The sequence below is a fragment of the Pseudomonas hunanensis genome, from assembly GCF_013393325.1.
Taxonomy (GTDB): domain Bacteria; phylum Pseudomonadota; class Gammaproteobacteria; order Pseudomonadales; family Pseudomonadaceae; genus Aquipseudomonas; species Aquipseudomonas putida_P.
This window is the reverse complement of the sequence record NZ_QJRC01000098.1, coordinates 37,998-52,991: the sequence shown is the minus strand read 5'-3', so window position 1 is coordinate 52,991 and position 14,994 is coordinate 37,998. Positions and strand designations below refer to the sequence as shown.

The 14,994-nt window shown below is 66.4% G+C and carries 11 protein-coding genes; 7 read left to right on the top strand and 4 right to left on the bottom strand.

All coding sequences use genetic code 11. The features are described 5' to 3' along the window. Nucleotides 1–191: 191 nt before the first annotated feature. The 3 genes from DM807_RS21920 to DM807_RS21910 all read right to left on the bottom strand — a co-directional run bounded on the left by DM807_RS21920 (nucleotide 192) and on the right by DM807_RS21910 (nucleotide 5,132). Entirely contained in the window at nucleotides 192–2,039 is a 1,848-nt protein-coding gene (locus DM807_RS21920; protein ID WP_012272965.1) for an ABC transporter ATP-binding protein, read from the bottom strand. Next, nucleotides 2,032–3,807 (bottom strand): ABC transporter ATP-binding protein, encoded by a 1,776-nt coding sequence (locus DM807_RS21915; RefSeq protein WP_218648028.1) that lies wholly within the window; start codon nucleotides 3,805–3,807, stop codon nucleotides 2,032–2,034. Before DM807_RS21915 ends, DM807_RS21920 begins: the two co-directional genes overlap by 8 nt. A 92-nt stretch (nucleotides 3,808–3,899) precedes the next feature. Next, nucleotides 3,900–5,132 carry an acyl-CoA dehydrogenase family protein gene (locus DM807_RS21910; protein WP_012272963.1) on the bottom strand — a complete coding sequence of 411 codons (1,233 nt, stop codon included), beginning with the start codon at nucleotides 5,130–5,132 and terminating at the stop codon, nucleotides 3,900–3,902. Nucleotides 5,133–5,422: 290 nt separating this feature from the next. Here DM807_RS21910 and DM807_RS21905 point away from each other — a divergent pair, with 290 nt between their 5' ends. From DM807_RS21905 to DM807_RS21875, 7 genes are all read left to right on the top strand, one after another. After that, nucleotides 5,423–6,484: an ABC transporter substrate-binding protein gene (locus DM807_RS21905; RefSeq protein WP_069942360.1), complete on the top strand. Its 1,062-nt coding sequence runs from the start codon at nucleotides 5,423–5,425 to the stop codon at nucleotides 6,482–6,484. Between the two features lie 18 nt (nucleotides 6,485–6,502). Continuing rightward, the gene (locus DM807_RS21900; RefSeq protein ID WP_060492921.1) at nucleotides 6,503–7,234 is read left to right on the top strand and encodes a class II aldolase/adducin family protein; all 732 of its coding nucleotides are present in this window, start codon (nucleotides 6,503–6,505) and stop codon (nucleotides 7,232–7,234) included. Between the two features lie 73 nt (nucleotides 7,235–7,307). Next, entirely contained in the window at nucleotides 7,308–8,495 is a 1,188-nt protein-coding gene (locus DM807_RS21895) for an LLM class flavin-dependent oxidoreductase (protein WP_179027918.1), read from the top strand. 10 nt (nucleotides 8,496–8,505) lie between these two features. Further along, nucleotides 8,506–10,080 carry an ABC transporter substrate-binding protein gene (locus tag DM807_RS21890; RefSeq protein WP_012272959.1) on the top strand — a complete coding sequence of 525 codons (1,575 nt, stop codon included), beginning with the start codon at nucleotides 8,506–8,508 and terminating at the stop codon, nucleotides 10,078–10,080. Then, the gene (locus DM807_RS21885; RefSeq protein WP_012272958.1) at nucleotides 10,073–11,149 is read left to right on the top strand and encodes an ABC transporter permease; all 1,077 of its coding nucleotides are present in this window, start codon (nucleotides 10,073–10,075) and stop codon (nucleotides 11,147–11,149) included. Before DM807_RS21890 ends, DM807_RS21885 begins: the two co-directional genes overlap by 8 nt. Then, entirely contained in the window at nucleotides 11,142–11,969 is an 828-nt protein-coding gene (locus tag DM807_RS21880) for an ABC transporter permease (RefSeq protein ID WP_179027917.1), read from the top strand. Before DM807_RS21885 ends, DM807_RS21880 begins: the two co-directional genes overlap by 8 nt. Continuing rightward, nucleotides 11,966–13,750 carry a dipeptide ABC transporter ATP-binding protein gene (locus DM807_RS21875; RefSeq protein WP_179027916.1) on the top strand — a complete coding sequence of 595 codons (1,785 nt, stop codon included), beginning with the start codon at nucleotides 11,966–11,968 and terminating at the stop codon, nucleotides 13,748–13,750. Before DM807_RS21880 ends, DM807_RS21875 begins: the two co-directional genes overlap by 4 nt. A gap of 132 nt (nucleotides 13,751–13,882) precedes the next feature. Here the strand turns inward: DM807_RS21875 and DM807_RS21870 are convergent, their stop codons facing one another. Further along, nucleotides 13,883–14,971, bottom strand: a complete 1,089-nt coding sequence (locus DM807_RS21870; RefSeq protein ID WP_012272955.1) for an LLM class flavin-dependent oxidoreductase — start codon at nucleotides 14,969–14,971, stop codon at nucleotides 13,883–13,885. Between the last annotated feature and the right edge of the window lie 23 nt (nucleotides 14,972–14,994).

The following is a 14,994-nucleotide window of genomic DNA, read 5'->3' as shown; positions in this document are numbered from 1 at the left end:
GGGTGTTGCTGTGGCAGCAGTGCGCCAGCAATGGATGCTGGGGTAGCAGCACGAGTGCAAATCAACCTGTAGGAGCGGCCTTGTGTCGCGATGGGGCGCGCAGCGGCCCCAGATCTCCAGCTTTGCCGCGAAGATTGCCGGGGCCGCTTTGCGGCCCATCGCGACACAAGGCCGCTCCTACAGGGATAGCGTTAATGCGCAGCTTCGGTTGCAACCTCCCCGGCGCTGCGCAGATAGGCTTCGTACAGCGCTGCATAAGCACCGCTACGCCCGATCAGATCGGCATGCGCCCCTTGCTCCACCACCCGCCCATGCTTCACCACGGCAATCCGGTCGGCATCGCGGATGGTCGCCAGGCGATGGGCGATGATGATTGCGGTACGCCCTTGGCACAGTCGGCGCAGGGCGCGCTGGATACGCCGCTCGGTGTGCACGTCCACCGCCGAGGTGGCTTCGTCGAGCACCAGCACCGCCGGGTCGGCCAAGTACGCCCGCACCAGGCACACCAACTGCCGCTGGCCATGGCTCAGGTGCGCGCCCAGTGGGCCGACTTCGGTGTGGTAGCGCTGCGGCAGGCGTTCCAGCACTTCGTCGGCACCCAGCTCGCGGGCGGCGGCCACCAACTGCGCGTCGTCGGCGTCGGGCGCGGCCAGGCGCAGGTTGTCGAGGATGCTGCCACTGAACAGCACGTTGTCCTGCAACACCACGCCCACGTTGCGCCGCAGATCGTGCTGGGCCAGTGCGCGCAGGTCGATGCCATCGAGCCTGATGGCGCCTTGCTGCACTTCGTAGAAGCGCGTCAGCAGCTGCACCAGCGTGCTCTTGCCATGCCCGGAGGGGCCGACGATGGCCAGCACCTCACCGGCGCGGATATGCAGGTCGAGCCCATCGATCACAGGCCGGGGACTGTTGGGTGCGTAAGCAAAACCGACGCTGTCGAAGTCCACCTGGCCGCGCGCACGGGCCAGCGCCTGCGGTACCGGAGGGTCGAGCACCTGCGGGCGGGTGTCGAGCAGCAGGAAGATGCGCTGGGCCGAGGCACTGCCGGTGGCATAGCGCTCGAACAGGTCCGACAGCTCCTGCAATGGCCCAAGGAACAGGAACACGTAGAACAGGCTTTCGGCCACCTGGCCCACACTCACCTTGCCCTCGGCCAGGCCATGGGCGCCGACCAGCAGCAGTACCGCCATGCCGGTGGTGCTCAGCAATGCGGTGAACGGGGCGAACCAGCCGGCGCGCAGGCTGCCGCGAATCAGCGCTTGGTTGAAGTCCTCCAGCAGGCGCCGGTAACGCGCCTGGTTGCGCTGCTCTTGCCCGCACTGCTGGATCAGCCGCACCCCGCTGACGCTTTCTACCAGGTGCGCGGTGAAGCGGCTGCGTTGTTCGGCCACCTTGGCCCAGTTGCGTTGCGACACGCGCTTGAAACGCCAGGTGGCCACGGCCAGCAGCGGCACTGTGGCGGCCAGGCTGTAGAAGAAACTGGGCTCGATGCGCCACAGCATCACCGCCGCCAGGCCGCAGCGCAGCAAGGCACCCAGCAGCTCCGGCGGGCCTTGCACCAGCAGCGGCTCCAGCGCATCCACGTCACGGTCGGCGCGGGAAATGATGCGCCCGGCGCGGGTCTGGTCGAAATAGCTCACCGACAGCGCCTGCACATGGGCAAACACCTTCACCCGCAGCGCGTTCAGCACGCCGATGGCAGCGCGTCCGGCAACGAACTGCGACACCCCGGCCAGCAGAAAACGCCCCAGCCAGCTCGCCGCCAGCCCCAGGCCCAGCCACAGCACCAGGCGCTCATCCAGCAGCCAGTGGTCGGCGCTGGGCACCAGGCCATTGTCCAGCAGTTCGCGCACGAACCACGGGCGCAGGAACACGGTGAACACCAGCAGCAGTTCGATGCCGATCACTGCCAGGATCTGCCCGCGAACAGGCCGTAGCAGCGGCAGCAGGCGGTGGAACATGCCACGGTCCAGCGCCTGCCGGGCCAGGCGTTGCTCGGTGTCGATATCGCTGGCAGGGGTGTGCTGCACATCAGTCATGGTCGATCCCCAGCAGGTCGCGGTAATGGGCGTTGTGCGTGCTCAGTTCGGCATGGCTACCGGAGGCACCGATGCGGCCGTTTTCCAGCATCAGCACGCGGTCGGCCAGCAGCAGGGTGGACAGGCGGCTGGTGATCAGCAGCAAGGTCGGGCCTTGGCCACTTGTGCTGTGCAGGCGGCGGATGTTGTGCAGTACCTGGCGTTCGCCCAGTGCATCCAAGGCGCTGGTGGCGTCGTCCAGGCAGAGGATATCGGGTGCCCCAAGCAGCGCGCGGGCCAGGCACAGGCGTTGGCGCTGGCCGCCGGACAGGGTCACGCCACGGTCGCCCAGCGGGGTGTCCAGGCCGTGTGGCAGGCGCTCCAGCACATCCTCGGCGGCGGCCAGGCGCAAGGCTTCACGCAACTGCGCGTCGCTGGCCTGCGGTGCGGCCATGCGCAAGTTGGCGGCCAGGCTGTCAGAGAACAGAAAGCTCTCCTGCGGCAGTACCTGCACGCGGTGGCGCAGGTCGGCCAGGTCGAGGTCGCGCAGGTCATGCCAACCGGTACTGTCACTACCGACCTGCACGCTACCGCTTTGCACATCGGCCAGGCGTGGCAGCAGGCTGGCCAGCAGGCTTTTGCCGGTGCCGGTGGCGCCGACCAGCGCCACCACTTCGCCGGGTCGCAGGGTCAGCGAGCAGTCGTGCAGGATGTGCCGGCCCGCTTCTGCAGCATTGACGTGTACCTGGTTGAGCTTCAGCCCCAACGGCCCGGCGGGCAGGGCGGCATGGCCGCCAATGATGGCCGGGCGCTCGTCCAGCAACTGCCAGATGCGTTCGGCGCTGGCGCGGGCATCGGCAAACGTCTGCATCACCCGGCCAATGCCTTCGATACGGAACACCAGCGTGGTCGCCACCAGCAGCGAGGTGACCAGCTCGCCGATGCCCAGCGTGCCGGCTGCCACGCGCTGGGCACCATAGACCAGGATCCACACATGCCCCAGCGCCACCACCGCCTGCGGCAGCGGAATGCGCGAGCTGGCGTAGGCGAGGGCGGTGCGAGCATGGCCGGTGAACACCTCGACCTGGCTGGCAAAACGGGCGATGCGCTGCTTTTCCAGGCCGAAGGCCTTGATTACCCGCACCCCACCAATGCCTTCGGCCAGGTCCTGGCTGACCTGGTCGTAGGCGGCGCCCACGGCACGGTCGAGGGTGACCAGGCGGTCGGTCTGTACCACGAACAGCCACAGCCCGGCACCGGTCAGCAACAAGGGCACCAGGCCCAACAGCGGGTCGTACCAGCTCAACAGGCCAACGGCAGCGATCACCACCAGCGGCGTTTCGATGATCTGCCGCCAGAAGGTGATCAGCGCGTCGCGCACCTTGTCGGCATCGCGGGTGGTGCGGGTAACCAGTTCACCCATGCCGTGGCGCCAGTGGTAGCCCAGGTGCAGGTACTGCACCTGGCTGAGGATGCGCTCACGCAGGCGCGTGAGCAGGGCCTGGCTGAGTACCAGTGACAACACGGCGGCGGCGTATTGCAACAGGCCGCGCCCCAGGGCAATGGCCAGCAGCAGCCACAGCCAGTGCCAGGCTATGCTGGCGTCCAGGCTGCCATCGGCCAGGCGCTGTACGGCGCGGCCGCTGCTGACATCGTCGACCGCGTGGCCGATCAGCCACTGTTGCCAGGCCAAGCCGAGGTTGCCGGCAATGTACAAGGCTGTGACCAGGGCGAAGCGCCAAGGCATTTCGCGATAGATGGCCAAGGCCCGAAGAAGAGGGTGGTTCATGTAAATGCTCGATCAGAATGCGACGCCGCCCCTTGTAGGAGCGGCCTTGTGTCGCGATAGGGGCGCAAAGCGCCCCCCGCCCAAACCCCATTTCAGCGGCGTGTAGCGCCCTGGTTCTCCTTGGCATTGAGCACAGCCGTGTACTCCCCGGGATCCGCCCCGTTCAGGTAGTAGTTGCCGACGTTGTGCAGGCGCCAGCGGATCGGGTCGTGGGTGGTGTGCACCCGGGCATTGCGCCAGAAGCGGTCGAGGTTCCACTTGCTGAGCGAAGCGCTGGCCCCCAGCAGCGAGAACAGGTCGCTGGAAATTTTCAGCGACGCCGCATCGGAATGCGCACGGGCGGTAGCCACCGACAAGATCAGCTCATCCTGCAACGCCTTGTTCTGCGGATCGCGCTCGTGTTCGTCGAACACCCGCGCCGCTTCGCGCAGCACCGACTCGGCGCCGCGTAGCGCCACGGCATACTCGCCGACCTGGCGAATCACATGCGGCTCGTCACTGGCGCGCTCGACGCCGCTTTCCACCCAGGCGCGGGCATGTTCGCGCAGGTACTCGACCGCCGCCTGCAATGCGCCTGCGGCGATGCCGGTGTCGATGGCCGCGTGGAGGATCTGCGGGAAGGTCAGACCGGTGCGTTTCATCGGCCCGCTGCGGCGGGTCAGGTAGCGTTCGTCGAGCACGATATCGTCGAACTTCACCGTGCCGCTCACCGAGTTTTGCTGCCCGAAGGCCTGCCAGTCATCGACCAGGGTCAAGCCGGGGGTGTCGCGGTGCAGCAGCACACCGACGCCGCCGTCTTCGCTGGCGGCAGTCAGCGAGATCCACTCGGCCAGGTAGGAGCCGGTGGAGTAGAACTTGCTGCCGTTGAGTACCCACTGGCCGTCGGCGCGGCGCTCGACGCGGGTCTTGAGGGCGAACTTGTTCTTGCCGCCGATTTCGGCCAGGGCATTGCCGAAGCGCTTGCCAGCCAGCACGTCGGCAATCAGCCGGTCGCGTACTTCATCCGGGTAGCCGGTGAAGATGCCACGCAGCATCACGTTGTGAATCTGCAGCAGTTGGCCGACGCCGCCGTCGGCGGTGGAAACCAGGCGCACGGTTTCGACCACGGTCTGCACCGAGGCACCCAGGCCGCCGAATTCGGCCGGCACGGCGATGGCGGTCAGGCCGCTGCTGGATAACAGCTCGGCTTGGCGGTGGGGGAGCTGGCCGTTGTTGCGCGGGTCGGCGGCCAGCTCGGCGATTTGTGCAGCAACCTGGCGGGCGGCTTCGATGGCTTGAGCTTCGCTGGTGAGGCGGCGGGCGGGGGAGGGTTCTATGGCGCTCATGAAGAGGTCTCGGGTAGGTCTGAAGGGGCCAGTGCGCCTTGGCGCGGTCCCAAGCCCTTGAGCAATATCTTTGCCACCCCCTCTTCAAGCCCCATCCTGCGCGGTCTCTACAACTTTTTGCTGCCCCAGCAGCAGCCGCCTTGCTGATCTGGCAGCACCCCACCCGCAATCTTGCTCCCAATCCAGCACCATGCGCCCTGTCACAACAGCCAGCCCCGCGTAAATCAAGGCTTCTAGCGGTTGGCACGCACACTGCAATGGTGCTTGCACGACGCCCAAGGAGCCTCCCCATGACCCTCGCAACCCCCACCGCAAAACGCCTGGCGGACGACCCGTCCGCCCTGGAGCGCATCTGGTTCACCCGCTGCCCCGTGCCTACCGCCTCTGGCATCGCCTACAAGCTCGGCTGGCTGGAACAAGAGTTCGCCCCCGACGGCCTGCCGGTCTCGACCTTGCAGGAGGCCCGCCAGCTGGGCCATCACCATTACGATCACCAGCTGCCTGGGCTGCTGCGCGAAGGCGGCAACGTACCGGCGTTGGCGGCGCGCGCTGCAGGCTCGCCCAGCCGGCTGATCGGCCTGACCTGGATCGAGGAATGGCAAACCATTCTGGTCCGCCCAGACTCCGGTATTCGCAGCGCCGCCGACCTGCGCGGCAAACGCCTGGCCCTGCCGGCCTGGGGCGACAGCCGCCCCGGCAGCATCGCTCGGGCCATGAGCCTGCACGGCTACAAAGGCGCCCTGGCTTCGGCTGGCCTGCACCTGGATGACGTGCAGTTGGTGGAAGTGGCTCTGCTTGACCAGGCCGACGCCGCCACCCCGCAGTTGGGCCTGCAACGGCTGTGGTCGGGGCTGGAGTACCTGGCGCGCGGTGACGTCGATGCGGTGTACGTGAAGGGCGCGGCAGCGGCTGATGCGGCACGCCGGTTGGGCCTGGTGGTCGGCGTCGACCTCGACCTGCTGCCCGACTCACGCCACCGCATCAACAACGGCACACCGCGCCCGATCACCGTGCACCAGCGCCTGCTCGACAACCATTTTGACCTGGTGGTGCGCTTCCTTGCTCAGACCTTGCGTGCTGCCGAATGGGCAGCCGGCAACCGTGCCGCGCTCAATCGCATCCTCGAAGAAGAAACCCGCGCTGGCAGCCAAGGCGTGGCTGACGCCTACCGTGGCGATTTCCACACCACCCTGGCGCCAGACCTGTCCGAGCAGCGCCTGGCCTTCCTTGGCACACAAAAAGATTTCCTCTACCTGCACGGCTTCCTCGAAGCCGACTTCGCCATCGCCGACTGGGTCGACCCGCGGCCCCTGCAAGCTGCCCATGAACTGCTGGCCCAGCGCCGCGCCTGACCTGACCGGAGATTGAACATGACCGTACTGATCAACGAACGCCCCATCACTGCCGAACTGCAAACCTTCATCGACCAGGTGGTGGCCGAAGCGCAAGCGGCCTTCAGCGTCTTTCGCGAAACCAACACCATCACAGCCAATGGCACGGTCGGCTTTATCGAGCGGGTGCCCGGTGAAGAACTGCTGGTAGCGGTCAACTACGGCGGCCCGTGGAACCACCACAAGCCACTGCAGGCCACGGTGACCGACTTTTCCGGCAACGTCATCGTCGGCAAGGGCAAAGGTGGCCTGGGCCGTTACACCAAGCTGTTCCAGACCCACGCCGACATCACCACCGTGTCACACGTGCACAGCCCGTACCTCGGCGCCTGGGCCCAGACCCACCGTACCTTGCCGTTCCACTATGTGCCGGTGCAGCGCTACCAACTGGCCCGCGAGCTGCCGGTGTACATCGACCGGCGCCAGGCCGAGGTGGACTTCATTCTCGACAAGATCGTCGAGAACCCGTTCAACCTGGCGATCCTGGAAGCCAACGGCGGCGCCACGGTGTGGGGCAAGCAGGGGTTGCGGGCCACGGCGGAGTTCATCCTGTTGCTGGAGGAGGGCGCGCAGATTCAGCTGTTGGCGGACGCCTTGGGTGGGTCGCGGCCTTATGGGCCGGGGGTGCTGACCCAGCAGTGGAAGATGAGCGGGTTGTATGAGCGCGCTACCGAGCTGGGCTTGGTGCCTGGCATCGATCGACGTAGCTGAGCAGATCGCTGGGGGCGCTGCGCGCCCCTGTCGCGACACAAGGCCGCTCTTACCTGAAACAAGGACTCACCCCATGGCAGTAAAGATCCTCTGGTACCTCACCACCCCCGACGGCCCCTATCCCTGGGAGCCCGAAGGCCGCTGGCACACCGATTTCGAGCACCTCAAGCAGTTGGCCATCGCCGCTGACCGCCTGGGCTACTATGGCTCGCTGCTCGGCTCCAGCCCCAACGAAAGCCTGGCTGTGTCGGCAGCGCTGATCGACGCCACCCATCGCCTGCGCTTCCTGGTCGCCCAGCACCCCGGCGAGCTGTCGCCAGCAGTGTTGGCCAAATGGGCACTCACCTTCGACCAGTTTTCCAACGGCCGTCTGCTGTTCAACGTGGTCAACGGCAACGACGCTGGCCTGGCCACCTTGGGCGTGCATTATCCGCACGATGAGCGCTACGACTTCAGTCTGGAGTATTGGCGCGCCTTCCAACGTTTCTACGCCGGAGACACCGCGGGTTACGACGGCCGTTACGTCAAGCTTTCACCCCGTTCGCCAGCTGCCGCCCATCACCCGCTGGGCGGCTGGCACCCACCGAAGCAAACGCCTGGCATCCCGCTGTGGGGCGCTGGTACGTCGGTGCCGGGCGTGGCCCATTCGGTGCAACTGCTCGATGTCTACCTGAGCTTCGCCGACACCCCGCAAAAGCTCGGCGACAAGTTTCGCCGGGTGGCGGCCGAGGCGGCGAAGATCGGCCGTGAGCTGACCTACGGCACCCGCCTGCAGGTGATCGTGCGCGAGACCGAAGAAGAAGCCTGGGCCCACGCCGAGCGCCTGTTGCAGCGCACCTCGCTGGCCACCGCGCGTGCTGCCATCGAGCGCCAGCTGCCGCCGGGGCAAACCTTCGACAGCTACGTCAGCGACGACCCGCGCATTCAGCGCAACCTCGACAGCATCCGCGCCGGGCGCCTGCCCACGGCCCGCGAACTGGAGATCTACCCCAATGTCTGGCTAGGCCCCAGCCTGTTTGGCTTCAACATCCTCGGCCCGGCTGCCGGCACCTACCTGGTTGGCAGCGCCGAGCAGGTCGCCGAGCGCATTCGTGAGTACGAGGCCCAGGGCACGTCGGCATTCATCCTCTCGGGTTTCCCGCTGATCGATGAAGCGCACCGGGTGGCTGACCTGCTGTTCCCGCTGCTGGACCTGGACCATGGCTTCGAGGTGCCGCGCCTGGCTGCGGCCGGCAAGCCGCCCGTGGCACAAACGGCGTAAGGAGAGGGTGATGAGCGAGCTGTTTTCGCGCCGGGTGTTTCTCGGCAACAGCCTGGCCGTTGGCGGCAGCCTGCTGCTTGGCGGCGGGTTGCTCAGCGGCTGCGACAGCGGCGCGCCAGCAACCGCCAGCGCGGTGCCGACGGGCACGCCGGTGCGTGGCGGGCGACTGCGGGTGGGCATTATCGACGGTGACCAGGCCGGTAACCTCGATGCGCACAAACCGGTGGGTGGCGGCATCATCCGCGGCTGGGCGTTGTACGCCAAGTGCTGGGAATGGAATGCCGATGTCAGCACGCGCCTGGCACTGGCCGAGTTCGCCGAGCCGAACGCCGATGCCAGTGCCTGGACCATCCGGCTGAAGCCTGGGCTGGAATTTCACCACGGCAAAAGTATCACCGCCGATGACATGCTGTTCTCGATCCTGCGCCTGACCGACCCGCAACTGGCCTCGCCATTTGCCGGGCTGGTCGGCGCCATCGATCGGCAGGCCTTGCGCAAGCTGGACGCGCGCACCCTCGAAATTCGCTTCAAGCAGGGGCAAAGCTTCTACCCCCTGGACGAAACCTTGATCAGCTTCGGCGGCATCGTGCCCACTGACTACCACCCGGTGACCAACCCGGTCGGTGCCGGCCCGTACCGGCTGAAAAGCTTCATCCCCGGCCAACGCTCGCTCTACACCCGCTTCGAAAACTACTACAAGCCCAACCGTCCCTATGCGGATGAGCTGGAAATCATCGAATTCAAGGACCAGGTCTCGCGGGCCGCAGCGCTGCGTGCCGGGCAGATCGACGTGGCCAGTGGTGTACAGGCCGAGCACAGTGCGTTGCTCAAGGCCGACCCACGGCTGCGGCTGTATGCCTCGCCGACCACCTCGTTCACCGGCTTCAACCTGAACATGGCCAAGGCGCCGTTTCAGGATGTGCGGGTGCGCCAGGCGTTCCGCCTGCTGGCCGACCGCCAGGAGTTGGTGGCGCGTGGCCTGAATGGTTTTGGGCGGGTGGCCAATGACCTGTATTCGCCCCATGACCCCACCTTCAACCATGCCATCGCCCAGCGCCCCTACGACCTGGACCAGGCCCGTTCGCTGCTGCGTCAGGCCGGGCAGAGCGATTTGCGTGTCGAACTGACAACCACGCCGGGGGCCGGTGTCAACGCCGCGCTGGTGTTCGCTCAGCAGGCTTTGAAAGCCGGGGTGCAGGTGAAGGTCAATCAGGTGGATGGGTCCGTCTTCAATGGCCCGCAGCGTGAGCAATGGCAGCTGTCGCCGGGCTCGACTCCGGCGCGCGGCTTTCTCGCCTCGGCGTTGCACAACGATGCACCGCAGGCCATCTACAACCGCAGCAATTTCCACGACCCGCGCTTTACCGACCTGTTCCAGCAAGCCCTTGCCCAGCCTGACTTGGCATTGCGCAAGGCCTTGGTGCATGAAGCCCAAACCATCCAGCACGAACGTGGTGGGTTGCTGGTCTGGGGCTTTTCCGACGTGCTCGATGCCGCGTCGGCCAAGGTGGGCGGGCTCACCCCGGAACAGACCACCTTCGCCTCCTGGCGTTTTGACGAGCTCTGGTTGAACCCCAATGCCTGATACACGACACACGCCCCGCACACCGGCATGGCTGGCCTGGTTCATCGGCCGACTGGGCTATGGCCTGCTCACCGCGTGGGTGATCACCCTGGTGGTGTTCGTCGCCACCCAGGCGCTGCCCTCGGACCCGGCGCGGGTGATTCTTGGCCCGGATGCGCCGCTGGACAGTATCCTCACCCTGCAACGCCAACTGGGCCTCGACCAGCCGATCCTGGTGCAGTACCTGCGCTGGCTGGGCGCCGCATTGGGCGGCGATCTGGGCATTTCGCTGGACTCCCAGGTACCCGTGGCGCAGCTGCTGTTTGGCCGGTTGGGCCATACCCTGGCCTTGTTGGCCGGGGTGCTGGCGCTGGTGGTGCCGATGGCGCTGCTGCTGGGCGTGAGCCTGGCCCTGCGCCGCGATAGCCGGCTGGACCGCTGGGGGTTGTCGGCGTTGATTCTGCTCAAGGCCACGCCGGGCTTTTTGCTGGCCATCGGCCTGGTGCTGGTGTTTTCCATGCCGGGCATGGGCTGGCTGCCGGCGGTGTCGATCCTTGACCCGCAGTTGCCGTTGTGGCGGCAATGGCAATCGTTGGTGCTGCCGGTAGTGGCCCTGAGCTTGTCGGCACTGCCGTACCTGACGCGCATGGTGCGTGCCTCGATGATCGAGGCGCTGGAGTCCGAGTACGTGATCGCCGCCCGTCTGCGCGGCATCCCCGAGCGGCGCATCGTCTGGCGGCACACGTTGCCCAATGCCCTGACCCCGGCGATCCAGGGCGTGGCGCTGACCCTGCGCACGCTGGTCGGCGGCGCCCTGCTGGCAGAGGTGATCTTCAGTTACCCAGGTATAGGTACGGCGTTGAACGCAGCGATCCAGATGCGCGACCTGCCGATGATCCAGGGCGTGGTGCTGGTCATCACCCTGGCGGTGGTGCTGATCAACCTGCTGGCCGATCTGTTGACCGTATTGCTTACCCCCAAGCTGCGTACCGCGCGCCGGGTGCGGATGATCCGCCGTATCCGCCGCGGTATCCGCCCGTGGTGGCGACGCGCGCGCAGCACCCCTGCCCAGGAGGCGACCCATGACTGAATCCCGTTGGCTGGCCGACCCGCAGGTACGGCGTGGCGCCGTGATCACCTTGTTGGTGGCGCTGTTGGCCGCGTTCGGCCCCTGGCTGGCGCCGCATGCTCCCACGGCGATGGTGGGGCCGGTGTACGGCCCGCCGGCCGCCGGAGCGCCGCTGGGGCATGATTTTCTTGGCCATGACCTGTTATCGAGGCTGCTCAGTGGCGGGTTATCGGTACTGTGGATGTCGGTTGCCGCAGCCACCTTGGCATTGCTGGTCGGTGGCAGCCTGGGCTTGCTGGCCGGGTTCTCGCGCCGGCGCCTGGACCAGGCGATCAGTTGGGCGGCGGATGTGTCGCTGGCGTTTCCCGACCTGATCCTGGTGCTGCTGATCGTGTCCATGCTCGGCAGGGCGCCGTGGCTGATCGTGTTGACCGTAGCCATTGCCTTCACCCCAGGCGTCATCCGCCTGGCGCGCGGCAGCGCGGTGGCGGTAGCCGGGCAGGAGTTTGTCGAGGCTGCGCAGATGATGGGTTACCCGCGTTGGCGCATCCTCTTTCTGGAAATCCTGCCGAATATTCTTACGCCCCTGCTGGTGCACTTCGGCAACATGCTGACCTGGGCGGTGGGCATGCTGTCGGGCTTGAGTTTTCTGGGCTACGGGGTGGCACCGCCTGCTGCCGACTGGGGGCTGATGATCAATGAAAACCAGGCCGGCTTGCTGGTGCAGCCGTGGGCCGTGCTGGCTCCGGCGTTACTGATCGGCGTGTTTGCCTATGGCACCAATATCCTCGCCGAGGGCATTGGCCGGGTCAGCGCACGGGTCGGGGAGAAACAGTCATGAATGCGCCTTTGAAGGTCGACAGCGACGTGTTGCAAGTCAGCGAGCTGCGGGTGGAACTGGCTGGGCAGGTCGAGGTGTTGGCCGAGGTTTCCTTCAGCCTGGCGGCAGGGGAGATTGTCGGCCTGGTCGGCGAGTCCGGCTCAGGCAAGACCACCTTGGCCACGGCATTGTTGCAGCATGCCCGGCAGGGCGCGCGCATTGTTGGCGGGCAGGTGGTGGTGGCAGGGCAGTCGGTGCTGGCACTCGAAGGCGAAGCCTTGCGCCTGGCCCGTGGCGGGCTGGTCGGCTACGTGGCCCAGGACCCAGCCACGGCGCTGAACCCGGCGTTGCGCCTGGGGGCCTTGCTGCGTGAAACGCTGCTGGCGCACCAGCCCAAGCTGTCGCGCGACGCTGTGCGTCAGCGCATCGGAGAAACCCTGGTGGAGGTGGGCCTGCCCGATGACGACGCCTTCCTGCGGCGCTTCCCGCACCAACTGTCTGGCGGGCAGCAACAGCGGGTGATGCTGGCGCTGGCGTTCGTCCTGCGGCCCCGGTTGATCGTGCTCGACGAGCCTACTACCGCACTGGACGTCACCACCCAGGCCCATGTGTTGCAGACCCTCAAGCGCCTGTGCCGTGAACACGGTGTGGCGGCGCTTTACGTCACCCACGACCTGGCCGTGGTGCGTGAGCTGGTGGACCGGGTCATGGTGATGTACGCCGGGAGGCTGGTGGAGGTGGCCGGGCGCGAGGCGCTGTTCTGCAACCCTGCGCACCCTTACACCCGTGCCTTGCTCGCGGCTATCCCCGACGTTGCCCGGCGTCAGCCGCTGCAGGCGATTGCCGGGCATGCGCCGGCACCCGGGCAGCGCCCGCATGGCTGTGCGTTTGCGCCGCGCTGCGACCGGCATCGTGCCGAGTGTTCGGTGATCGAACCGTCGTTGCTGACGCTCGACGGCAAGCATCAGGTCGCCTGCCTGGTGCCGCACCAAGAACCGCTGCCCCTTGCGGGGGCGGCTGTCGAGGTTGAATCGGTGCCGAACGAAGCCGTGTTGCTAGAGGTTCGGGAGCTGGATGTCGCTTACGATCGCCAGGTGCTGTTCGATGTTTCATTGCGTGTGGGGCAAGGGGAGTGCCTGGCGCTGGTGGGCGAATCGGGTTCGGGCAAGACCAGCCTGGCCAGGGCCATTGCCGGGCTGGGCGAGAACGTTCAGGGGCAAATGCGTTACGCCGGCGAGCCTTTGGCGTTTGCCGCACGCGAGCGTGATGCCCGTTTGCGTCACCAGATTCAGTATGTGTTCCAGAATCCTTATCGGGCCTTGAACCCAAGGCAGACGGTCGGGCAAACGCTCAGCGCGCCGTTGGCGCACTTTTTCGGTGTGCGTGGTGGTGAGGCGCGGCGTCGGGTCGAGGCGGTGTTGGAACGGGTGTCGTTGCCGGCTCGGGTGGCGGATTTGTACCCGCATAGCTTGTCTGGTGGTGAACGGCAACGTGTGGCGATTGCCCGAGCGTTGATCTGCGAGCCAAGGCTGCTGGTTTGTGACGAGATTACCTCGGCGCTGGATGTGTCGGTGCAGGCGTCGATTCTGGCCTTGCTACAGCGTTTGCAGGGGGAGGGGCTGACCTTGTTGTTCGTCACACATGACCTTGGGGTGGTGCGGGCGATTGCCGACCGGGTGCTGGTGTTGCGACAGGGGCGGGTGGTGGAGCAGGGGAGTGCCGAGCAGGTGCTTGGGAGGCCGGTTGATGCGTATACCCGGACGCTGGTGGAGCATTCGCCTCGGTTGCGTGTTGGCTTCTAGGTTCATGGCTTGGGGTGTTTGGTGCCTGTGAGATCGAGCGCCGCGCGGGCGGCGCTCGATCTCACAGGTGCTGCATACCCCAAGCCATGAACCCAGAAGCCAACACGCAACCCCAACCCATACACCCCATCCTCACCCCACAAACCGCGCCTGCCGCCGCCGCACTTCCTCGCGCACCGCCGGAATCACCCAGCGCCCGTAATCCACCGTGTCATACAGCGGGTCATAACCGCGGTTGAGAAAAGTGGTCACCCCTAGGTCGACATAATCGAGCAACGCCTGGGCCACCGTTTCCGGCGTGCCCACCAGCGCAGTGGTATCGCCATAGGCACCCACTGCGGTCGCCGTCGGCATCCACAACGCCCGATCATGCCGGTCGGCGCGGGCGGCGGCAGCGAGCAGGCGCTCGGAACCGGTGCCTTTGATGCGCTTCTGCCACGGGCTGTCTGCCGCAAACTGCGGGTTGGCTTTGATCTGCGCGAGGATCTGTTCGGCGCGCTGCCAGGCCTGTTCTTCGGTGGCAGCCAAAATCAGCCGCACCGACAGACTAACCCTGGGTGCGGCTACGCCTGCGGCGGCCGCGGCCGCCTTGAGTTTGCCGATCTGCTCGGCAACACCGCTCAGCGGCTCACCCCACAGGGCATACAAATCCGCATGCTTGACGGCGATCTGGTAGGCGATATCGGACGAGCCACCGAAGGAAATCGGGATATGCGGCTGCTGCAACGGTTTGACCGGTGAAAAAGCACCTTTGATGTTGAAGTAGCGGCCCTCGAAGTCGAACGGTTCCTCGGCGGTCCAGGTGCGGCGGACAATCTCGAGGTACTCGTCGGCACGCCGGTAGCGCTCGGTCTTGTCCAGCAGGGTGTCACCTTCTTGCGGCTCGGCGGTAATACCGGTAATTGCGTGCAGGCGGATGCGCCCGCCGCCGGTGGTATGGTCGAGGGTGGCGAATGCCCGTGCGGCCACCGTTGGCGCTGTCAGGGCCGGGCGGTGGGCGATCATGAAACCCAGGCGTTCGGTGTGCGCGGCCGCATAGGCGGCAATCTGCAGGCTGTCGGCGCTGCCTGGGCCGCTGGCGATCAGCACCCGGTCGAACCCGGCATGCTCATGGGCGCGGGCGTGGTGACGAATGAACGGCAGGTCGAAGTCCGCTGTGCGCACGCCACGGGTCTCGGACCACTGGCGGGGGAAGATCATGCCGACGAATTCAATGGACATGGCTGAGGCCTTTCAGGTTGAGG